The organism is Kribbella sp. CA-245084 (assembly GCF_050942355.1).
Lineage (GTDB): Bacteria > Actinomycetota > Actinomycetes > Propionibacteriales > Kribbellaceae > Kribbella.
On sequence record NZ_CP192053.1, the window covers coordinates 2,437,788 to 2,459,275 of the forward strand.

Annotated in this window: 14 protein-coding genes; 7 read left to right on the forward strand and 7 right to left on the reverse strand. The window is 67.3% G+C overall.

Translation table 11 applies throughout. The annotated features are described in order from the left end of the window. Positions 1-2 precede the first annotated feature (2 nt). The 4 genes from ACQPYH_RS11860 to ACQPYH_RS11875 are packed head-to-tail and all read right to left on the reverse strand — an operon-like array spanning position 3 to position 4,229. Positions 3-905: a carbohydrate ABC transporter permease gene (locus ACQPYH_RS11860; RefSeq protein ID WP_432890029.1), complete on the reverse strand. Its 903-nt coding sequence runs from the start codon at positions 903-905 to the stop codon at positions 3-5. Beyond that, the gene (locus tag ACQPYH_RS11865; RefSeq protein WP_432890031.1) at positions 902-1,843 is read right to left on the reverse strand and encodes a carbohydrate ABC transporter permease; all 942 of its coding nucleotides are present in this window, start codon (positions 1,841-1,843) and stop codon (positions 902-904) included. Before ACQPYH_RS11865 ends, ACQPYH_RS11860 begins: the two co-directional genes overlap by 4 nt. Continuing rightward, complete coding sequence (locus tag ACQPYH_RS11870) at positions 1,840-3,213, reverse strand: ABC transporter substrate-binding protein (RefSeq protein ID WP_432890033.1); 1,374 nt, start codon at positions 3,211-3,213, stop codon at positions 1,840-1,842. The genes ACQPYH_RS11865 and ACQPYH_RS11870 overlap by 4 nt, the downstream gene beginning before the upstream one ends. Beyond that, positions 3,210-4,229: a 2-hydroxyacid dehydrogenase gene (locus tag ACQPYH_RS11875; RefSeq protein ID WP_432890035.1), complete on the reverse strand. Its 1,020-nt coding sequence runs from the start codon at positions 4,227-4,229 to the stop codon at positions 3,210-3,212. Before ACQPYH_RS11875 ends, ACQPYH_RS11870 begins: the two co-directional genes overlap by 4 nt. A gap of 158 nt (positions 4,230-4,387) precedes the next feature. Here ACQPYH_RS11875 and ACQPYH_RS11880 point away from each other — a divergent pair, with 158 nt between their 5' ends. Together ACQPYH_RS11880 and ACQPYH_RS11885 are read left to right on the forward strand one after the other, a co-directional pair. After that, on the forward strand, positions 4,388-5,140 hold the full coding sequence (locus ACQPYH_RS11880; RefSeq protein ID WP_432890037.1) for a FadR/GntR family transcriptional regulator: 753 nt from the start codon (positions 4,388-4,390) through the stop codon (positions 5,138-5,140). Positions 5,141-5,253: 113 nt separating this feature from the next. After that, on the forward strand, positions 5,254-9,228 hold the full coding sequence (locus ACQPYH_RS11885; protein WP_432890039.1) for an ExeM/NucH family extracellular endonuclease: 3,975 nt from the start codon (positions 5,254-5,256) through the stop codon (positions 9,226-9,228). On the opposite strand, the gene ACQPYH_RS11890 is transcribed toward ACQPYH_RS11885, so the two are convergent. Together ACQPYH_RS11890 and ACQPYH_RS11895 are read right to left on the reverse strand one after the other, a co-directional pair. Continuing rightward, positions 9,177-9,761 (reverse strand): mannonate dehydratase, encoded by a 585-nt coding sequence (locus tag ACQPYH_RS11890; RefSeq protein WP_432890041.1) that lies wholly within the window; start codon positions 9,759-9,761, stop codon positions 9,177-9,179. The two genes, ACQPYH_RS11885 and ACQPYH_RS11890, sit on opposite strands and share 52 nt — an antisense overlap. Further along, positions 9,758-13,369 carry a glycosyl hydrolase 115 family protein gene (locus ACQPYH_RS11895; protein ID WP_432890043.1) on the reverse strand — a complete coding sequence of 1,204 codons (3,612 nt, stop codon included), beginning with the start codon at positions 13,367-13,369 and terminating at the stop codon, positions 9,758-9,760. The genes ACQPYH_RS11890 and ACQPYH_RS11895 overlap by 4 nt, the downstream gene beginning before the upstream one ends. A 198-nt stretch (positions 13,370-13,567) precedes the next feature. Here ACQPYH_RS11895 and ACQPYH_RS11900 point away from each other — a divergent pair, with 198 nt between their 5' ends. Genes ACQPYH_RS11900 through ACQPYH_RS11910 form a run of 3 tightly spaced genes read left to right on the forward strand, consistent with a single transcriptional unit; the run spans position 13,568 to position 16,700 of the window. Continuing rightward, positions 13,568-14,503 (forward strand): carbohydrate ABC transporter permease, encoded by a 936-nt coding sequence (locus tag ACQPYH_RS11900; protein ID WP_432890045.1) that lies wholly within the window; start codon positions 13,568-13,570, stop codon positions 14,501-14,503. Further along, positions 14,493-15,335 carry a carbohydrate ABC transporter permease gene (locus tag ACQPYH_RS11905; protein WP_432890047.1) on the forward strand — a complete coding sequence of 281 codons (843 nt, stop codon included), beginning with the start codon at positions 14,493-14,495 and terminating at the stop codon, positions 15,333-15,335. Before ACQPYH_RS11900 ends, ACQPYH_RS11905 begins: the two co-directional genes overlap by 11 nt. Before the next feature lie 48 nt (positions 15,336-15,383). Next, positions 15,384-16,700 carry an ABC transporter substrate-binding protein gene (locus ACQPYH_RS11910; RefSeq protein ID WP_432890049.1) on the forward strand — a complete coding sequence of 439 codons (1,317 nt, stop codon included), beginning with the start codon at positions 15,384-15,386 and terminating at the stop codon, positions 16,698-16,700. 47 nt (positions 16,701-16,747) lie between these two features. Here the strand turns inward: ACQPYH_RS11910 and ACQPYH_RS11915 are convergent, their stop codons facing one another. Next, positions 16,748-17,821 carry a LacI family DNA-binding transcriptional regulator gene (locus tag ACQPYH_RS11915; RefSeq protein ID WP_432890051.1) on the reverse strand — a complete coding sequence of 358 codons (1,074 nt, stop codon included), beginning with the start codon at positions 17,819-17,821 and terminating at the stop codon, positions 16,748-16,750. A 150-nt stretch (positions 17,822-17,971) separates the two neighbouring features. On the opposite strand from ACQPYH_RS11915, the gene ACQPYH_RS11920 reads away from it, so the two are divergent. Together ACQPYH_RS11920 and ACQPYH_RS11925 are read left to right on the forward strand one after the other, a co-directional pair. Then, the gene (locus ACQPYH_RS11920; RefSeq protein ID WP_432890053.1) at positions 17,972-18,931 is read left to right on the forward strand and encodes a LacI family DNA-binding transcriptional regulator; all 960 of its coding nucleotides are present in this window, start codon (positions 17,972-17,974) and stop codon (positions 18,929-18,931) included. Positions 18,932-19,057: 126 nt separating this feature from the next. After that, on the forward strand, positions 19,058-21,271 hold the full coding sequence (locus ACQPYH_RS11925; protein WP_432890055.1) for a carboxypeptidase regulatory-like domain-containing protein: 2,214 nt from the start codon (positions 19,058-19,060) through the stop codon (positions 21,269-21,271). Positions 21,272-21,488: the final 217 nt, after the last annotated feature.

Sequence of the window (21,488 nt, forward strand, 5' to 3'; positions counted from 1 at the left end):
GATCAGCCTTTCAGTCCGCTGAACCCGATGCCGCGGACCACCTGGCGCTGGAAGATGATGAAGGCCAGCAGCGGCGGGAGCGTGGAGATCAGCATTCCGGCGATCAGCATCGCCTGGTCGGAGTAGGTGACGAGGCGGGGGAGAGCCACCGACAGCGGTTGCTTGCTGGGATCGGTCATGGCGACCAGCGGCCAGAGGAAGTTCTTCCACTCGGCCATCAGCGACAGCAGCGCGACGACGGCGATCATCGGCCGGGACAGCGGGAGCACAAGGCTCCAGAAGATCCGCACCGGGCCGGCTCCGTCGACCTGGGCCGCGTCGAACAGTTCGTGCGGCAGGGCGTCGAAGAACTGCTTGGCCACCAGGATGTTGAACGCGTGCGCGCCGGCCGGCAGCCAGATCGCCAGCGGTGTGTTGGCGATCGACACACCGAGCCCCGGGATGTGGATGACGGTCAGGTAGAGCGCGACGAGCGAGACCGTGCCCGGGATGAACAGCGTGGCCAGGATGGCGGCGTACACGACGTTGCTGAACTTCGGCCTGAGGACGGACAGGGCGAAACCGGCGGTGGTCGCGACGAACACCTGCATTAGGCAGGATCCGGTCGCGTAGACGACCGTGTTGAGCAGGTAGTGGCCGACCTGGAGTTCGTTCCAGGCGCTGGAGAGGTTGCTCCAGCGAAGTGCCGACGGCAAGGCCTTCAGTGGGTGTCCGATCAGATCCTGGGTGTCGGACAGTGCGCCCTTGACCAGCCACCAGATCGGTACCAGACCGGCGAGGGCGACCCCGAGCATCAGGACCGATTGGGTGAGCCGGACACCCCAGCGGGTGATCGGGTCGGAGTAGTCGGCCGGCGAGACCAGCCCACGCGAGCTGACCTCGGGCGTGCGCCGAGTCGTTGTCATGCTTTGCTCCACCGCCTCGTCACTCGCAGGTAGACCACCGACAGAACGGCCAGGGCCAGGGCCAGCAGGACACTCAGGGCCGCGGCCGAACCGAAGTCGCCGCTCACGAAGGCGTTTCGATAGATGAGGTACAGCACGGTCACCGTGGAGTTCTCCGGTCCGCCGTCCGTCATGACGAACGGCTCGGTGAAGATCTGGAGGGTGCCGATGATCTGCAGAAGCAGCAGGACCAGCATCAGACCGCGAAGCTGAGGCAGAGTCACATGCCAGACCCGGCGCCGGATCGATGCTCCGTCCACCTCGGCGGCCTCGTAAAGCTCGGTCGGTACTGCGGACAGTGCGGCGAGGTACAGCAGCACTGTGCCGCCGGCGCCCTCCCACACGATCAGCAGGACAAGGCTCGGTAGAGCGCCGGACGTGGTTTGCAACCAAGAGAGTGGACCGAGTCCGAGGTGCGCGAGCGCGGCGTTGAAGAGTCCATGGTCCGGGTCGTAGAAGAACTTCCACAGCAGCACCGAGACGACCGGCGGAATGACGACCGGGAGATACACGAGCACCCGGAACAACCCACCCAAGCGCCGCAGTTCCGACATCGCCAGCGCCAGCACGATGGGGAGCGGGAAGCCGATCGCGACGCCCAACGCGCCGAACTTCAGGGTGTTGAGTACGGCGGTCGCCAGCAGCGGATCCTTCAGGACGTGCCGGAAGTTCTCGAGCCCGACCCACTGGGCCGGATCGATGAGGTTCGTCTGCTGGAGACTGAGAGCGAGACCGCGGAGGATCGGCCACCAGGAGAAGTAGCCGAAGGAGAGCAACGCGGGCAGCAGGAAGACCAGACCCCACCAGCCGAAGCGGTTCGCCCGCTTCGTTCCCGGCGCGGCGACGGCCCGCCCAGGTTCGGCGGCCGTCGCCGAACCTGGGAGCGTGGTCAAGGTCATCGCTGTCCTTGCTCGACGATGGACTGCGCGTTCTTCTGGGCCGTGCCGAGAACGGCGGCCGGATCAGCGTCCTGGCGAGTCAGAACAGCTTGTACGGCGGTGTCGAGCGCGGCGTACAGCAGTTGCGCCGCGACCGGCGGCTCGGGCTTGTACTGCAGCTTCGCGGTCCCGCTCACGAACGGCTCGAAGTTCTTCAGGTCGACGGTCAGGTAGGGCTTGATCGCAGCGGCGATCTGTTCCTGGACAGCCGTGTTGAACAGCGCCACCGTCGGTACGCCGACCGGGATTCCCGAGGCCTTGTTGGACTTGGCGCGTGCCACCGCCGCGTCGGTGTCGTACTGCGGACGCAGGTAGTAGAAGTCCGTCCACTTCATGATCGCGGCCTTCTGCTCAGCCGTCGCCCGCGGATTGGCCATCACGACCTGCCCGCCGACCAGCGTGGCGTTGCCGCCGTCCTGCGGGTACGCCGCGGCGCCGAACGCCTTCGGATCGGCCTTGTACTGATTGATGTAGCTCGCGTAGTAGCCAGGGTCGGAGATGATCATGGCGAACTTCCCGGCCGCGAACCCGCTGTTGACGTCGTCGTAACTCAGCAGCTGGTTGGTGCCCATCGACTTGTCCTGCCAGCGCATGCTCTTGAGCAGCGCGAGCTGCGCCTGGGACTGCGGGTTGTCGACGCTCGCCGCGAACTTTCCGCCCTGGTCCGATTCCATCGCCGCACCGCGGGAGTACGTCGCCGCGGTGAGGTGCCAGCCGCCGCCGTTCTTCACGGTCATCTCGGCGAAGCCGGCGACACCGGTGCGCTCCGTGATCTGCTTGGCGTCGGCGCGGAGCTCGGCCCAGGTCGTCGGCGGCTTGTCCGGGTCGAGACCGGCCTTGGTGAAGAGCGTCCGGTTGTAGGCGAGTCCGAGCGCGTACTGGCTGGTCGGGACGCCGAACAGCTTGCCCCCGGCATCTTTCACGTTCTGCAGCACGCGCGGATCGAACTTCGAGTACGTCGGCAGGTCCTTCGCGGCGTCGCTGAGATCGGCGACCTGGTGCCGGGCGATCAGGCCGGCCGGCTCGGTCAGCGGGACCAGCAGCATCGTCGGGGCCGAGCCGCCGGCGAGCTGCGTGACGTACGACGTCGCGTCGAACGCGGCGTCGGTGGTCTGGACCTTGATCGACGGGTTCTCCTTCTCGAACGCAGTGATCTGGTCCTGGTAAGCCTTGCGCGCTTCGGCCTTGGTCGTCGGGGGGATGCCCATGACCGTGATCTCGGTGACGCCGTTGCTGCCGGCCGTCGGTTGCGACGAGCAGGCTGCGGCGACGGATGCGGTCAGGCCTACCGAGATCACGGCCGCGGCTACGCGGGTTCGCCTTCGGGTCATCGGATTCCTCCTGTGGAGCATGCTGATGGTGCAGGGGTCTTGGTCGTCCCGCGGAACACGACGTTGCGCAGGTTCGTGCCGTCCCGGAGTGCGCGGATGTTCGCTGCGACGTCGAGCATCCGGTCCTCGAAGACGTCTCTGGTGACACCTGAGGTGTGCGGTGTCATCAGTACGTTCGACAGTTCGTTGAAGGGAAAGCGTGATGGCTGGGCGTCCGCGCCGGTCGTGGGGTAGTTCCACCACACGTCGATCGCGGCGCCGGCGATGCGGCCGTCCGCCAATGCCTCGTACAGGGCGGTCTCGTCGACCACCGGTCCACGGGCAACGTTGATCAGTACGGCGGATCGCTTCATCCGGGCGAGCATCTGCGCGTCGAGCAGGCCTCGCGTCTGCTCGGCCAGCGGCACGGTCACCACGACGATGTCGCTTTCGGCGAGAAGGCGGCCGGTGTCCTGTGGCCCACCCATCCAGTCGAGAGGAGTAGCTGCGGTCTTCCTCGGCTTCTGCCGCGTCGCGATGACACGCATGCCGAGTGCGTGGAAGAGCTGGGCGACGTGGCTGCCGATCTCGCCGTACCCGATCACCCCGGCCGTCTTGCCGGCCAGGGATTCGTGGACCGGCGCGGTGGAGTCCTGGAAGACCGACCGCCAGCGCCCGCCACGCAACGCGCGATCCTCGACGAGCAACTGCCGGGACAGCGCGAGCGCCGCCATGACGCAGTACTCCGCGATCGCCCGACCGTGATGAAAGGTGTTCGCCACGACCGTGCCCGGACGCAGGCTGTCCAGCGCGATGCCTTCGTATCCGGCACCGGCGACCTGAACCAACTGAAGTGCGTCGGCCTTCGCGGCGAGCTCGGCCGGCAGCTTCGAACCGACGAACACATCCGCGTCAGCGAGCCAGCTCTGCCAATCGTCGGCACTCCGCGCGCACTTCAGCAGGACGCCGGGGCCGACGGCGGCGGCCAGCTGACCGGCGAGCCGTACCTGCATCGGATCAACCACCACGACCTGCACTGCGCCTCCCCAGGTTTTCTGCGCTTTGAACTGATTAAGCAGATTAAACTGAGTAGACACGCAGCTGTCAACGGCTCGAAACAGCAGCCTGGTAGGCCTGGCTCCTGACAGGAGGTAAGGTCTAGTCTGACTATTCAGCCTATTTCTGGGAGTTGCCGATGCGTGGACGAGAAGTGGCGCACCCAGGGCGACATCACGATCGAGTGGTCGAAGAGGTGGGGCGGGCCATCGTGACGGGTCGCTACCGCGAAGGCGAGTCGGTGTCTCCCGAGCGGCTCGCGGAGGACTTCGGTGTCTCCCGTCCGGTGATCAGGGAGGCGTTCCGCGCCCTGCAGGGCAAGGGCCTGCTGGTTGCGCGCCCGAAGGTCGGCACCAGGGTGTCCGACCCGCGGACGTGGAACTACCTCGATCCGCAGATCATCACCTGGCGGCTGGAGAGCGACCGGCGTACCGAGCAGGTCGACGAGCTGTACTCCGTCCGCCTCGCGGTGGAACCGGTTGCCGCCCGGATGGCCGCCCTGCGCGCCAAGCCCGCGGACCTTGCACAGCTGACCCGAGCCATCGACACCATGTACGCCGCCTTGGACCAACGCGATCTGCACACCTTCGTGTCAGCCGACGTCGACTTCCACGTCACGCTGCTCGACCTGTCCGGCAGCAAGATGTTCGACTGCCTCGGCAGCGTCATCGAGACCGCGGTCCGCACCAGGGAAACCCTCGTGTTCCCGGTCGTCGAGGCGATGCGCCGAGGTCTCGAGCTCCACCGCCAACTGGTGCAGGACATCATGACCGGCTCACCCGACCTGGAGACAACCTCTCGCCGCCTGATCGTCGACGCCCACGACGAGGCCAACATCGCGCTCGGCGTGTGGGGCTCAGGCACCGTCGACGACGTACCGAGCCAGCTGTAGGGGTCCACGGCCGGGCTGATGTAGTTCGTCCGGCCGGTTGATCGGATCTTCCTTCGGGCGGGTCGGGAATGTAGCATCCTGCCGTCATCGCTGGGGGGCGGGGGGAGATCGCTGTGCGCCTGAACGTACGTCGGCTGCTGGCCGGTGCGGTTGTCGGTTCTTTGGTCATCGCAGGTCTGGTGGTGCAACCGGCCGCCCAGGCTGCGGGGTTCGCCACGGGCAACATCGTGGTGGCTCGGGTGGGGGACGGTAGCGGTGCGCTGTCCGGCGCGGCTGCTCCGGTGTTCCTCGACGAGTACACCTCGGCGGGCACGCTGGTGCAAACGATCCCGTTGCCGACGGGGTCCGCCGGCGCGAACCGGCGACTCACCATGAGCGGATCGGCGACGTCGGAGGGTGCGCTCGCGCTGTCGGCTGACGGGCGGTTCCTCACGTTGGCTGGCTATGACGCCGACCCGGGGACGGCTGGTGTTGCGTCGACGACGACGAGCACGGTCGGACGGGTCGTCGGCAGGGTGGACGGCAGTGGTGCGGTGGACACCTCGACCACGATCACCGATGCGTTCAGCGGCGCCAATGTGCGCGGCGCGGTGAGTGCTGACGGCAGTCAGTTCTGGACGGTCGGGGCGAGCGGAGGAGTGCGGCTGGCTGCGCTCGGCGGTTCGGGCGCCACGACACAGATCAACAGCGCCGCGCCGACCAACCTGCGGGTGGCCGGGATGGTCAACGGGAACCTGTCGGTGTCGACAGGCAGCGCCCCCACCGGCGTCTATGCGGTAGGCAGCGGGCTGCCGACGACCGGCGGGCAGACGCCGGCCCTCACCGCGGCGGCACCGAGCCCGTACGGGTTCGTCGCGCTGGACCGCGACCCGTCGGTGCCCGGAGCTGACACCTTGTACGTGGCCGACGATTCGGCCGCCCCGAACGGTGGAATCCTCAAATTCGCCTTCGACGGCAGTGCTTGGACCGCGCGCGGCACGTTCCGGCCGGCCGGGAGTGGGGTGCGGGGTCTCACCGGTTCGGTGAGTCCGAGCGGCGTGACCCTGTTCGCCAGCACCGCGAGTAATGCACTGGTCAAGGTTGACGACACGGCGGCGTTCGACGCGCCGATCAGTGCCACCGCGACGACGCTGGCCACAGCGGCCGCGAACACTGCGCTGCGTGGGGTGGCGTTCGCGCCGGCCGGTGGCGGGGGTACGACGGCACCCGCGATCACCACGCAGCCGCAAGACGCGACGATCACCTCCGGCGGTACGGCGACCCTGACTGTCGCCGCGTCCGGCACGGGACCCCTTACCTACCAATGGTTCCAGGGCACTGCGCCCGACACCGCCAACCCGGTCGGCACGGACCCCTCGTTCACCACACCCGCGCTGACCGCGACCACGCCGTACTGGGTGCGGGTCAGCGGCCCGGGCGGGCAGGCCGACAGCAGAACCGCGACGGTCACCGTGGGTACGCCGTGCTCGGGTCCCGCGGTGAGCATCGGGTCGGTGGAGGGCACCACCGACATCAGTCCGGTCGCCGGGCAGACCGTGACGATTCGCGGCACCGTGGTCGGCGACTACGAGGGTGCCCAGCCCGCGCTGCGCGGTTTCTACCTGCAGGACAGCGGTGACAGCAACGCAGCGACCTCGGACGGGATCTTCGTCTTCGACAACGGCGCCGACCTGGTGTCGCTCGGGGACACCGTGGAGGCGACCGGTCCGGTGTCGGAGTTCCAAGGCCAGACGCAGGTCACCGCGGCGACGGCCAACGTCGCCGTGTGCGGGACCAGCACCGTGGCGCCGACCGACGTGACGCTGCCGCGGGCCAGCGCCACCGATCTCGAGCCGTACGAAGGCATGCTCGTGCGCTTCCACCAGACGCTGACCGTCACCGAGCACTTCCAGCTCGGCCGGTTCGGTCAGGTCGTGGTGTCCTCCGGCGGGCGGCTGCGTCAGCCGACCGCAGACATCCGGGCCACCGACCAGGCGGCCGTGCAAGCCCTTCAGAACGCGAACAACCTGAACCAGCTGATCATCGACGACGCCACCCAGGCACAGAACCCCGATCCCATCGTCTTCGGGCGGGGCGGCCAGCCGTTGTCGGCGAGCAACACGCTCCGCGGCGGGGACACCGTCACCGACCCGGTCGGCGTGCTCACCTACACCTGGGCCGGCAACTCGGCCAGTGGCAACGCCTACCGGCTGCGCCCGGTCGGATCCCTTTCCGGCGCAGCGGTGTTCGACGCGGTGAACCAGCGACCGACCGCGCCGCCCGCGGTCGGGTCCGGCGGCATCCGGGTGGCGAGCGCGAACCTGCTGAACTTCTTCAACACGTTCACCGACTGCCACCTCGGCACGCTAGGTGGTGTGACCGACTGCCGGGGCGCCACCGACAACACGGAGTACCAGCGCCAGTTGGCGAAGGAGGTCGCCTCGCTGCGCTTCCTCGGCGCGGACGTCGTGGGCTACATGGAGATGGAGAACGACGGCTACGGCGCACAGAGTGCTGTGCAGGTGCTGGTGGACGCGCTGAACGCCGCGGACGGCCCGGGTACGTGGGCGTTCATCAACCCCGATGCGGCGACCGGAGTCACCGATGTGGCGGGCACCGACGCGATCAAGGCCGGGCTGCTGTACAAAACGGCCATGGTGCAGCCGGTCGCAGGCGCCACGTTCGTCGACCAGAGCCCGCTGTACGAGCGGCGTCCGATCGCGCAGACCTTCCAGACCATGGCCGGCGCCAAGTTCACGGTCATCGCCAACCACTTCAAATCCAAGGGCTCCTGCCCCGCCTCGGGTCCGGACACCGACCAGGGTGACGGGCAGAGCTGCTGGAACGCGCACCGCACACAGCAGGCCGAGGAGCTGGCGTCCTGGATCGGCAGCACGGTCCTGCCCGGCGCGGGCGACCCCGACGTACTGATCGTCGGCGACCTCAACTCGTACGCCGGTGAAGACCCGATCGCAGCGCTCGAGGCGGCCGGATACGTCAACGAGGTCAAAGCATTCCACGGCCAGGACGCGTACTCCTACGTGTTCGACGGCCAGTGGGGCTACCTCGACTACGTACTCGCGTCCGCATCGCTGGCTGGCCAGTTGACAGGTGCCGGTGACGCGCACCACAACTCGGACGAGCCGTCGGTGCTCGACTACAACACGGACTTCAAGACGCCGGGCCAGGTCCAGTCGCTGTACGCCCCGGATCGCTTCCGCACCAGCGATCACGACCCGGTTCTGGTCGGACTCAATGTCGACGTACCACCGACGATCACCGGCACCCCACCAGCGGGCACGGTCGGCTCGCCGTACCAGTTCGCGTTCACGGCCACCGGGACCGTGAGCCTGGCGGCCGGGTCGCTGCCGCCCGGCCTGAACCTGGCCTCGAACGGCCAGCTGAGCGGTACGCCGACGCAGGCCGGCACGTTCGTGTTCACCGTGCGAGCAAGCAACGCGGCCGGTTCCGCGGACCTGGTCGCCACGATCACCGTGGCTCCTGCCGTGACCACCACGACCGTCACATCATCGGCGAACCCGGCCACGATCGGCGCCCCGATCACCTTCACCGCAACGGTTTCCGGGGCACCGACCGGTGGCACCGTCTCGTTCAAGGTGGACGGTGCGGCGCTCGGATCCCCAGTGCCGGTGGTGAACGGGGTCGCGACCAGCGCCGCGGTCAGCACGCTGGGGGTCGGAGCACACGCGGTCAGCGCGAGCTTCTCCGGCACAGCGTCGTACCAGCCAAGCAGCGGCTCACTGAGCCAGCTCGTGCGGTACGGCGTACGCGTGCTGTCCCCGACCCCAGGCAGCAGCGTGAAGGCCGGCACCCTGGTCCCGATCAGGTTCCAGCTCGTCGACGCGGCCGGGCACCCGATCCCCGACCTCACCGCGCTCCTCCTGCTGGTCAACGGAAGGGTCAAGGTATCGGCCGCCGGCGCCCAGTCCCTGCCGTCAACCATCCCCGCCTACAACCCGATCGACAACACCTTCCTGCTCCCGTGGAAAACCGCCAAGCGCAACCCGGGCCAGGTCACCATCACCATCACGATCACCTACCCCAACGCCCCCACCCAGGCGGTGACCCTCCCAATAACCCTGACCTGAGGCCCCTTCCTGACCCGACCTAGATCGGTCTGACGCTCCGCGTCCATCCGTACGGACTGGTTTCCAAGAGCGCTATTTGGTACCTCGTTGCCGGCGCAGACGCGGGTCTGCGTACGTTTCGCGTTTCCTGGACCACAAACGCCGACGCCACCACCGAAGCCGTCGAGCGGGCGTGCAAGTGCGCGAACCGGCCTCCGTACGCGCCGAGCTGGTGCGAATCGGGCACCGGCTGATGGCGGCACACACCCGAGGTGGTGAGCGAGGATGTCGCGGCCCAGCTTGATCGATTCGTGCACGTTGACGGACTCGACCACCTCGGCGTCGAGCCTCCTGGTGATGCCGCGCGCGGCGTCCTCAGGAGCGATCGCGGTGATTCTTCTGACCTCGGCGTCGATCTCCTTCTGCGTCCACTCGTCTCCGGCTTGCTTGTGGTGCAGCGACCATACGACGGTCTCGACGCCGGGGATCTGCCGGATGTCGTTCAGCAGCACCTGGTCGTTGTCGTCTCCGTACCAGCGGAAGCCCATCTTCATCGCGGGACCTCGGTGGTACGACGGGGGCTCGGCTGCCAGTTCGCGTCCGCGGGCGGGAGCTCGTCGCCCGTGGTCAGGTAGATCCGGTCGATGCGAAGACCGGATTTGCGGGCAAGGATCGACAGCACGTGGCGGCCGGGATGCAGCTCGATGTCGGATACCAGGGTCCACAGCCAGATCTGCTGCGTGCCGAAGCTGTACAGGTTCCCGCCTGAGTACTGCGCATCGAGTGACTGCGGCGCTCCGTCGACGGCGATCCAGCAAGAGTCGTCGTCGCGATCCTCGAACTTGACCAACAGCCATACGTGGTACGAACCGCGGCGCGAGACGTCGACGGTGTAGTGCAGACCGGGAGCCCGAACCGGGTCGTCCCACCGCAGGCCTCGCTCGGCAACGTGCATCGCCAACCCGGAACCACCACCTGTTTCGGCCTGCGTGTGTGTCCAAGTAGCCCGTCCGGCGTCCAGGCTGGGCGTCGACCATGCCCCGGTGTGGTCGGCCAGTGCGTACTCCGCCTCGAGTGCGAGGACGCCGTCCTTCTCGGCAGCGATGCCGGCGCCGAGATCCGTCAGCACGTCCTTGGTTCCGTCCTCGTGAGTCCACGCGCGCGACGCGGCGAGCGCCTGCTGGGGAACGGAGTGATTCGGCTTGAAAGTCGTGTCGCTGTCCCAGAACCCGGGTCCGGCGTACACAACCGGCGGCAGGGGGAGCGCGGTGGGGTCGGTGCGGTAGACAACTCGTGCAACCCGGTCCAGCTCACTCTCGTCGACCGCATCGGGTGCAGGGTCGGCAAACGGCTGCTCCGGACGGCCCGTATGGCGGCTGAACTGCGGGCCGAGGCTGGAAGGACGCCGCGGGCCGGTGTAGATAACCAGCTTGGAGAGAGCAACACCGGGATCGACGCCGTGGAGCCGGAGAGTGTGCGGGCCTGCCTCGAGATACGGCAGCCAGGCCTGGAGGAGTTCGACGTTGTCCAGCACGGCGGTGGTCCACGCGCCGCGGAACTCGTCCGTGGTCGGCGACTCGATCACGACGGGCGCCGAGTCGTCGACGCTGACGGCCACCCGGATCAGGCCGGTGGAGTCGAGGGTGGGCAGCCGGTGCAACTCGAGCAGATGTGCGCCGGCGGTGACCAGATGTACGTCGTACTCCAGAACCGCCGCCGGATCGTGGCCCGCGAGGGCGACGCTGTTCGCGTACCGCCCGAGGTGGGGCACGGTTGTCCATGACGATGGGACGCCGTCGATCCGGCGGTCGGGCAGTGACGGATCGATCGAGACGTACTCGTCGGCCTCGACGGAGCCGGTGAACCCGTGCGCGGGGGCGATCACCGACGGGACGGTCACAGCGATGGTGACCTCCGAGTCGTCGCCGAGGTCGCGGATCACCACGGTTCCGGACCAGCCGCTACGCCGGGCCGCATCGTTCACCGTGACCGCGAGCCGGGCTTCGGTGTCGATCACGCCCGAGACGGGGGAGACCTCGATCCAGTCGTCGGACCGGGCCTCGTACTTCAGCCCGCCGACGCCGGTGGTGAAGACCTCCAGCCATTTGGTTGCGATGCCATCCGGCCAGAACGTGAGTCTCGGGTTGTCCGTCGGCACATCGTCGCCCCAGGCAACGACTCCGAGGCGGGCCGGTCCGATCGACAGGGCAGGCTTCGCCGCGGGATAGAGGGCCATCGCCGGCGGCGGAAACTGGTCCGGCGTGAACATGTGCGCCCACTTGCCGCCGGACATCGTGTGGTTGTAGAAGTGCATCGCCGCCCGCTTGTGCCGGTCGAACAGGCGCGACAGCTCCAGGTAGCGGTCGGCAGCGGCGGCCTTCCCCTGTGCGAAGGCGAGCGTGCTGCGGTCGGCGTACGCGAAGTGTGCGCTGGTCAGGTAGGCGAAGTGGATCTTGAGGCCGACGAGCTGGAAGAAGGCGTCCCGCTCGTCGGCGGGGAGTCCGTCGTGGATCTCGTTGGTCTGCGCGTACAGGCGATGCAGCGCCTGCAGGCGGCGGCCGGTCTCGTCGCCGTACCCGGTCTGCGTGAACGTGTTCGCGCTCAGGTGCTCGATCTTCCGCTGGTTGGCCAGCTGGTAGTACTCGGCGTACAGGTGGGCGATCTGCGCGCCGTGGCCGCCGGAGAACGTTCTGTCCGCCCACTCCTGGACGAAGCCCACGACATCGGCGGTCGAGGTCTCCTTGCCGGCCTCCCAGGCGGTTCGCAGGAAGAACTCCGTCTCGAGTTCCAGCGGCTTGAGTCCACCCACGTTGTCGATCCATAGCCGGCGGATGCCCCGGTCCCACGCCTTGGTCAACTCGTGGCGCATCAGAGCGAGAGGAGTCGAGGACGTCGCGAGGTAGCTGCGCGGCGGCTGCGACCAATACGAGGAGTGGTAGTACAGGCCGTGCCCGCCGGCCCGGTCGCGCTCCGCCGTGGAGGGGAAGCGCCGGATGTACCCGAAGTTGTCGTTGGCCCACACGAGCGTCACGTCCTCGGGCACCCGGAGCCCCGCGTCGTACAGCGGCAGGACCTCCTTGTACGGAATGAAGATCTGAGGTACTTCGTCCGCGCGGGCGCCGAGCTGGTCCGCGAGCAAGGCGCGCTGATCGGCGATGACCTGCTCGAGAAGACCGACTCTCGCCCTGTCCTTGTCCGACGCGGTCAGGGTGTCGTCGGCGTCGATCGCGGCGGTCGAGAACCCGTAGTCATGGATACCGCGCATGCCTACGGTCCAGGTGACTTCGAAATCGCGGTTCTGTTCGGCGCTGCCACGCCAGTAGTCGAGCAGCCTGTCCCTGTTGCGGCCCGGCAGCGAGTAGTCGTACGCGACCGGTTCGTCCTGTTCGGAGACCCACGGGTCGAACTCGTGCTCGTTCGAGCGCAGCAGCATGTCGCAATGGCTGCTGCCGATCACGATGCCCATCGCCTGCGCGAGCCGGCCGTTGGCGGGATCGTGGTTGAACGCGCCGACGTGCATCGCGGGCCAGACGTAGTTCGCCTTGAGTCGCAGGACGAGTTCGAAGACCCGCCGATAGGTCTCCGGTCCGACGGTGTCGTCGGCCGTGTGTGCCCGGGCCCAGGCCTCGAGTTCCTCCTCGTCGTTCAGGAAGATGCCCCGGTAGCGAACCGACGGCCAGTCCGCCTTCGAGGTCCCGTGCGCCACGGTGACGTGCTCGCGCCGGCGGATCGGGACGTCGGCCCACCAGTACCACGGTGAGACCCCGATCGCCTCGCACAGGTCGTAGATGCCGAAGATCGTGCCTCGCCGGTCGGCCCCGGCGACATAGAGCACGTCCCCACCTGCTTGGATCACGAAGCCCTCCCAGTGCAGGCCGCCCTCAGCTGTCATGAGGGCCGTGACGTCCAGGTCGCCGCCGGCGATCGCCTCGTCGATCGACGGCGACACTCCGATGGTGCCGATCACCAGCGTCGCTCCGGCGGTCGAGGGCGAGATCGCCGGGCGAGCTCCGCAGACCTTCTCGAGGTCGCGGCGCAGGTCCTCCGCTGCCCGGCGTACGGCGTGGTCCTCGGCGTCCGCGAGCGCCACGGTCATCGCGCGCCCGTGCTCCGCGACCACGACGCCGCCGTCGCGGCCTTCCGCGAGACAACTGCTGCTCATGGCGACTCCGATGGGTTCAAGAGATGAATGGAACCGTTACGCACGGAGATGCGCCAACCGCCGTGCTGAACCGGTTTGTAGCGCCTCAATGCCGATGGTTTCTGGGGTTCTCGCTGACTGGACAGTGATGATAGGCGATATTGACGAACTCTGGAACCGTTGTCATTATTGCCGGAGTTCGACGAGACGAGGAGTGGCATGAGCGTTGCCGAGCTGCAACAGCTGACCAGGCGCCGCGGTAGCCCGCGGGTGCGTGGCGAGACACCGGACAACAAGGCGGCCCTGCTCTTCCTCGGCCCCTGGCTCGTCGGGGTGGTCACGCTGACGATCGGTCCGCTGGTCGCCTCGCTCTACCTCGCGTTCACGAACTACAACCTGCTGCAGGACCCGAAGTTCGTCGGGCTGGACAACTTCGTCCGGATGTTCTCCGACGAACGGCTGCACCACTCGCTGAGGGTCACGTTCATCTACGTGCTCGTCGGTGTGCCGGGTCAGCTGATCGCCGCGCTCGCCCTGGCGATCCTCCTGGACGGCGGCATGCGGGGCCTCTCGTTCTACCGCTCGGCGTTCTACCTCCCGTCACTGCTGGGATCGAGCGTCGCGATCGCCGTCCTGTGGCGCTTGATCTTCGGCGGCGAAGGGCTTTTCAACAGCGTCCTCGGATTCTTCGGTGCAGACTCACGCACCAGCTGGATCGCCGATCCGAGTACGTCCCTGTGGACGATCATCGTGCTGCACATCTGGACGTTCGGGTCGCCGATGGTGATCTTCCTGGCCGGCCTACGGCAGATCCCGAGAGAGTTCTACGAGGCCGCGGCCACCGACGGCGCGGGCACCTGGCGACGGTTCACCTCGATCACGCTGCCGCTGCTGACGCCGATCATCTTCTTCAACCTGGTGCTGGCGATCATCAATTCGTTCCAGGCGTTCACGCAGGCCTTCGTGGTCTCCGGTGGCACCGGCGGTCCGAGCGACTCGACGTTGTTCTACACGCTGTACCTCTACCAGGAGGGCTTCGGCTCGTTCCGGATGGGGTACGCGTCCGCTCTGGCCTGGCTGCTGGTCGTGATCGTCGGAGCCTTCACCGCGATCAACTTCTGGGCCTCCAAGTACTGGGTGCACTATGACGACTGAGATCTGGCTCCGCCTGGGCCGCGGCGCGCGGCACGTCCTGATGATCGCGATCGTCGTGGTCGCGCTGTATCCGGTGCTGTGGATGATCGTCAGCTCCCTGCGGCCTGACGGGCACATCTTCTCCAACCCGTCGCTGGCGCTGAACACTTTCGACACGTCGAACTACACCCGCGGCTGGACAGCCCTCACCCGGCCGTTCAGCACGTACCTGCTGAACTCGGCGATCGTGGTCATCGGCGCGATCATCGGCAATCTGGTGACCTGTTCGATGGCGGCGTACGCCTTCGCGCGACTGCGGTTCCGGTTCCAGAAGCCCGCGTTCGCGTTGATGCTGCTGATGATCATGATCCCGATCCACGTCGTGATCGTGCCGCAGTACGTGATCTGGGCCCAGGCACACCTGATCAACACGTTCTGGCCGTTGATCGTCCCGAAGTTTTTGGCCACCGACGGCTTCTTCGTGTTCCTGATGGTCCAGTTCATCCGCGGGTTGCCGCGCGAGCTGGACGAGGCCGCCCGGATCGACGGTGCGGGACACGGGCGGATCTTCTTCCAGATCCTGCTGCCGCTGATGACCCCGGCGCTGGCGACGACGGCAATCTTCACGTTCATCTGGACCTGGAACGACTTCTTCAGCCAGTTGATCTACCTGACCGATCCGAACCTCTACACGGTGCCCGTCGCGCTGCGGTCGTTCGTCGACGCACAGTCGCAGTCGTCGTACGGATCGATGTTCGCCATGAGCGTCGTGTCGGTTGTCCCTCTGTTCCTCGCGTTCACCTTCGGTCAGAAGTACCTGATCCGGGGCATCGCGACCACCGGCGGCAAGTAGCCGGCCCATCTCCATCCAGAAAGCAGGACAACAGCCATGCGTTTGAGAATGTCTTCGGCTCGACGCGCTGCCGCCGGCGCGGTCACGATCGCTCTGGTCAGCTTGGGCCTGGCCGCCTGTGGCGTCGGCAGTGACGCCGGGTCGGGCAAACCGGCCGAACTGAGCAAGGGCGACGTGACGTTGCGAGTCAACTGGTGGGGCGGCGACGCCCGGACCGGGCTGACTCAGAAGGCGATCGCGGCCTTCGAGAAGAAGCACCCGACCATCCATGTGACCGGTGAGTTCTCGGACTGGAACGGATACTGGGACAAGCTCGCCACCGCGACCGCCGGCGGCAACTCGCCCGACGTGATCCAGATGGATCAGCTCTACCTTGCGTCGTACGCCAACCGGGGTGCGCTGTCGGACCTGTCCAAGCTCGATCAGCTCAAGACCTCCGCACTCGACCCGTCCGTACTCGGCATGGGGCGTACCAAGGACGGTCTGTACGCGATGCCGATCTCTACCACGTCGTTCGGACTGCTCGTCAACCAGGACAAACTCGATGCCCTCGGCATCAAGCTGCCGGACACGAACACCTGGACCTGGGACCAGTTCGACGCGTTCGCCCGCTCTGTCACCGAGAAGTCCGGCGGCAAGGTGTACGGCACGACGCCGTGGGGCAACGAATACTCGCTGGAGCTGGCCGCACGGCAGGCCGGCGACCAGGTCTTCAAGGACGGCCAGCTCGTGGTCAAGCCCGAGACGGTGGCCGGCTACTTCCAGCGGGCCCTCGACTGGTCCAAGGACGGCGCGTCCCAGCAGGCTTCGCAGTTCGCCGAGCAGGCCTCGGCCAGCCTTGAGCAGTCCGACTTCGCCACCGGCAAGTCGGCGATGATCTTCACCCAGGTGTCGCAGCTGACGGCGTACGCGAAGGCGGCCGGAAACGCGAAGCTGGTGGTCGCCAAGCTTCCGACCGCCGATGCGAACGCCGGCAAGTACTTCTACCTGAAGCCGGGCATGTACTGGTCGGTGTCCGCGAAGAGCAAGCATCAGGCCGAGGCCGCTCTGTTCATCGACTTCATGGTCAACGACCCGGACGCCGGCGCGATCCTCGGTACCGAACGCGGCCTGCCTGCCAACCCCACGATCGTTAAGGCGATCACCGGCAGCCTGACCCCGAACGACAAGCTGGTCGTCGACTACACCGACGCCATGAAGCCGACGCTGGGCCCGGCGCCGGAGATCGTTCCCAACGGGGCCAGCGACTTCGACACCTTGATCCTGCGCTACCTGCAGGACGTGTTGTTCGGCAAGAAGACGCCTCAGCAAGCAGCGGACGGAATGATCTCCGAACTCAAGTCCGGGATCAACGCCGCCAAGTAGCGTGCAGTGGTACGGCGCGGGCCCGGCCGCCTGCGCCGTACCCGCGCTCAACTCCGCGGCGGTGTGCTGGCGCGGACGGTGATGCGCGCCTCGAACTGCTTGGCCCGGCGGGTCTCCGACGGCGTCGACGTCGCCATCTCGACGACGGCGGCTCCGACGGCTTCCAGGGCAAGGTTGACGCTCGTCAGCCCGGGCGTCACGTCGTCGGCGTCGACCACGTCGTCAAAGCCTGCGACGCCGATGTCGGTGCCCGGCGCGATACCGATCGCCCGCATCGCGGCCATCGCACCGAGTGCCATCGTGTCGGTTGCTGCGACCAGGGCGTCGACGCCGGTGCGGCCGGCGGATAGCAGCTCGGTCGCGGCGGCGTACCCACCCTCGCGCGACATCGGGATGTCGCGGAGGTGGGTGACATGGTCGACCTGGACGCCCGTTCGGCGTGCCCCCTCGGCAATTCCGGTCTCCCAGGAACGAACTCCGGACGAGTCGCCGTCCGGCCGGATCAGCGCGACCGAGCGATAGCCGAGCTCGGCGAGGGTCGCGATCAGGGCCCGGGCGCCCTCGCGCCGGGGCACGATCGCAGTGTCGAACGGCAGCTCGTCCTCGCCGGCGACGACGATGCGCCCGCCGTCGCGCTCGTACCGCTCGAGCTCGCGCAGGAGCGCCGCGTGCGAGGAGTTCGTACCGCCGCGGGCGCCGGCCAGCGCGAGGGCCAGCGGCCGCTGGCTGCGTAGCATCCGGATCACCCGGACCTCGTCGTCGGCGGCGTGCTCCGTCCCGGTGATGGTCACCATCAGGCCGCGGTCCCGCGCCGCGCTGATCGCTCCGTGCACCAGTTGGGCGTTGTAGGGGTCGCGGATGTCGGAGACCACCATGGCGATTGTGGGCGTCGCGCCGGTGGTGGTCGCGCGCGCCGACGAGTTCGGGCGGTAGCCCAGCCGCGTGGCGGCGGCGTGCACTCGGCTGCGCGCGTCGTCGGTCACGTAGCGGGACGTCGGATCCATCGCTCGCGATGCCGTCCCCAGGCCGACACCCGCGGCCTTGGCGACGTCCCGCAAGGTGACGACGGCAGTCTGCGCAGGGGTCCGCGTCGTTGCTCCGTCGCCGTTGTCTCTTGTCACGTCATGATTGTCCCATCGCGTCCCTGGGCGATGCTATGGCCAGGAAACAGTTGCCAGGACAGGCCTGGCGTAAGGATCGGAGTTGATTCGGTGGCAGCCGACCGGCCGGCAGGAACCGCAACCCTTCGGGACGTCGCGAAGGTTGCGGGTGTGTCGCCCTCGACTGCCTCCAGGGTGCTCAACGGCGGCGGCCGCGCGGTCAGCGACGAACTCTCCGTGCGTGTCCTGGCGGTGGCAGACGCCCTCGGCTACGTCAGCAACCACGCAGCGCGCGCATTGCGCGGTCGGCGGTCCGGCGTCGTACTGCTCGGTGGGGATCCCCGCACCGCCTCCATCGCCGCGATGGCCGCAGGCATGGAAGAAGGCGGCCGTGAGCGAGATGTCGCCGTCAGCATCACCGCGGTCGGACCGGACTCGGAGACCCATCTCGCGGCGCTGCGGATCCTGCGTGGGTTGCGCCCGCTCGCGCTGGTGGTGACGAGCGCCAGCTTTGTCGGCACCGACCGGGAACTGATTCTCGCTGAACTGCAGGCCGCCCGCTTCGAAGGCGCGAACGTGGTCTTCATCGGCGAGCACGACTACGACTTCCCGGCGGTACGGTTCGACGACGTCGAGATCGGCCACCTGGTCGGACGGCATATGGCGTCGCTCGGGCGCCGCCGGCCGGCGATCCTGACCTCGACCGGTCACCCGGCCATGGAGAGCCGCACCCAAGGGTTTCTCGAAGCTCTGACCGCGGCGGGGTACGACCGCGACGCGATCGCCGTCGAGAGCACCGAGATCAGCAGGGCGGGCGGCAGGGGCGCGACCCGGCGGTTGCTCGAGCGCGCCGAGCGGCCGGACATGATCCTGGCAGGCAACGATGTGCTCGCGATCGGAGCCGTCCACGAGCTCACCGAGGCCGGGCTGAGGATCCCTCAGGACATGGCCGTGTCCGGTGTCGACGACATCCCGATCTCGCAGGACATCACCCCCTCGATGACCACGGTCTCGCTGCCCTTCATGGAGGCGGGACGAGCGGCACTCGCGATGGCCCTCGACGGCGACGACCAACCCGACGTACACCTGCAGAGCCGCTTGATCATCCGGGACAGCACCGTGCCGGCCTGACCTGGGCTCACTCTGGAACCGTTGTCGCACAGGTTCCTCAATACGTCCGCTTTCGGCCAGTACTTGCTGCACTCTTGCCGTTGACCGTCTCTGGAACCGTTGGCATACTCCCGAAACATGATGAGATTGAGGCGTTGGATTGCGCACCTCGCCGTGCCGGCTCTCGGTGTGACGATGGTGGTTGCCGGTGCGGGATCCGCGTCGGCGGAGCTGCCGGCCGGGTCGCCCGTATGGGCGCCTTCGTTCGCCGGGTACACCGGCAAGACCGCCCTGAAGGCCGAAGGCCGGAACGTCGTCCAGAGTGGCGCGCTTGCGGTCCTGGACGGTTCTGCTCCGCCGCGGCGGGGTGGGACGACCTACTACCTGGACTCTGTCGGCGGTGACGATGCCGGCGACGGCAGGTCTCCGGAGAGCGCCTGGAAGACGTTCACGAACGTGAACGCGAAACAGTTCGGACCTGGTGACCGGATTCTGCTCAAGGCCGGCAGCTCCTGGTCGGCCGAGGGTGACCAGGTCGCCAAGGAGGCCTACGACTACACCCAGTGGACCGCGGGGGTGCCGACGGACGTGGTGGCGGCCGATCCGACCGCGCTGCTCGCACCCAAGGGTTCCGGATCGGCCGCGCGGCCGATCATCTTGTCGAGCTACGGCGACGGCCCGGCCCCGGAGCTCGACGGCCGTGGTGTCGTGAACGACGTAGTGCAGCTCACCAACCAGCAGCACTGGGACATCTCCAACCTCGAGATCAGCAACGCGACCGACGGCTTCGACCCGTCGAAGTTCGAGCCCGGCAAGAACCAGGGCCAGTTGCCGGGGGAGGAGAACCCGAAGACCGGTGACCTGCGGGGCATCCACGTGCAGGCCGAGAACGCCGGCACACTCGCGGGCTACTCCATCCACAACGTCTTCGTCCACGACGTCAGTGGCGTCATGTGGTCGGTCACCAGCAGCGGCCTCGACCGCTCGAAACGCACCGGCGGCATCCTGTTCGAAGGCCTCAAGGGCGACGGTCGGACCGTCTCGCAGTTCGACGACATCTCGGTGAAGGACAACTACATCGCCAACACTGCCTTCGCCAACGTCATCTTCAAGCAGTTCTCCGGTATGGGCACGAATCGCTACAAGGACGTCCAGCCCGGCTGGGGCGACCGCGCGGCGGGTAAGGCTGCGAACGACGGCACGGTCACGGCGGACCCGGACTGGCGCCCGCACCAGAACATCGAGATCTCGGGTAACTACCTCACCAACCGCGACACGCAGTACGGCTGGGATTCGCTTTATCTGACCAGCGTCCAGCGTACGACGGTGGAGAACAACGTCATCGACGGCGCCGGCGTCTCTGGCGTCGAGATGTACTACACGGACAACGTCGTCGTCCAGAACAACGAGGTCGCCGAACTGGAGCCCCGGGTCAACGCCGCGGACTCCAACGGGATCGACCCGGACCGGGGCTCGACGAATATCCTTGTGCAGGGCAACTACATTCACGACTCCGGCGAAGGCGTTCTGTTGTGTGGCTTCGGCTTCGGTTCCGCGGTCGTGCGCTACAACATCATCCAGGACGTCGATCGCAACTACGTCAATCCGCACGGTGACAGCGGCGTGAACGTCGTCTACAACAACCTGATGTACAACACCAGACGTCCGCTGAAGAACAACACCGTCGGCTTCTTCGAGTCCTCCGGGACCGCGAGCTCGATCCTGACTGCGAAGAACGCGCACTACGTCCTGAACAACGTATTCGTCAACGCGCGCGCGGACGTCGCGGGCGCGCAGTTCCGGGCGGCCTATCCCGGTGTCCAATTCAGCAACAACGCGTACTACGGTCCCCAGGTCGCGGCCCCGGCCGTCGACCTGAATGCCGCCACCTCGGATCCGCGGCTGGGTGGCAACCCGGCAGCGGACGTCGCGAACGCGGCGCCGGCATCGAGCGACTCACCGCTGATCTCCGCGGGCACCGCGGTCGACCTGTCCACGATTGCACCCGGCTTCGACGCGACCGGAAACGCCCGCATCAGCCAGTTGGGTGTCGGCGCCGACTTCTTCGGAGCCGATATCACCACGCCACCGACGGTCGGCCCGGCCTCGTACCGGCCGGCGGACGGCAATGGTCTGCTGACAGGTGTGGTGACCGATCAGCACGGAGCAGCAGTTCCTGCGGCGACAGTCTCGTACGGTTCGGGGACGACCACCACTGACACCCACGGTCGATTTGTGATCGAGGCCAGTGCTGGCAAGTACACCCTCGTTCCGTCCGCGGCCGGATTCGCGAACGGCGACGCCGTCAAGGTCCACGTCCGGGCGGGCCAGACGCTCAGCATGCCCCTGATGCTCGGCTGACGCCCCGGAGGCCTTCGGCCACCACCGAAGGCCTCCGGATGCGTGTGCTGGAAATCCCTTGCCGCCAGTGCAATATCACATTACACTCGGGTCTCTGAGCGGGCGAGGTGCCGGAACGGCGATCGACGTCACGCCGCATCAGATTTCCAACGGGGACCGTGGCCAGGAATGGCCCGGGTCTGCTGCAACGACCCGGGCCCATACCGCCTGAGTTGCA

Coding starts and splice junctions, on each gene's coding strand:
- ACQPYH_RS11860 (WP_432890029.1), bottom strand. CDS start 905: ATGACAACGACTCGGCGCACGCCCGAGGTCAGCTCGCGTGGGCTGGTC.
- ACQPYH_RS11865 (WP_432890031.1), bottom strand. CDS start 1,843: ATGACCTTGACCACGCTCCCAGGTTCGGCGACGGCCGCCGAACCTGGG.
- ACQPYH_RS11870 (WP_432890033.1), bottom strand. CDS start 3,213: ATGACCCGAAGGCGAACCCGCGTAGCCGCGGCCGTGATCTCGGTAGGC.
- ACQPYH_RS11880 (WP_432890037.1), top strand. CDS start 4,388: ATGCGTGGACGAGAAGTGGCGCACCCAGGGCGACATCACGATCGAGTG.
- ACQPYH_RS11890 (WP_432890041.1), bottom strand. CDS start 9,761: ATGAAGATGGGCTTCCGCTGGTACGGAGACGACAACGACCAGGTGCTG.
- ACQPYH_RS11895 (WP_432890043.1), bottom strand. CDS start 13,369: ATGAGCAGCAGTTGTCTCGCGGAAGGCCGCGACGGCGGCGTCGTGGTC.
- ACQPYH_RS11900 (WP_432890045.1), top strand. CDS start 13,568: ATGAGCGTTGCCGAGCTGCAACAGCTGACCAGGCGCCGCGGTAGCCCG.
- ACQPYH_RS11905 (WP_432890047.1), top strand. CDS start 14,493: ATGACGACTGAGATCTGGCTCCGCCTGGGCCGCGGCGCGCGGCACGTC.
- ACQPYH_RS11910 (WP_432890049.1), top strand. CDS start 15,384: ATGTCTTCGGCTCGACGCGCTGCCGCCGGCGCGGTCACGATCGCTCTG.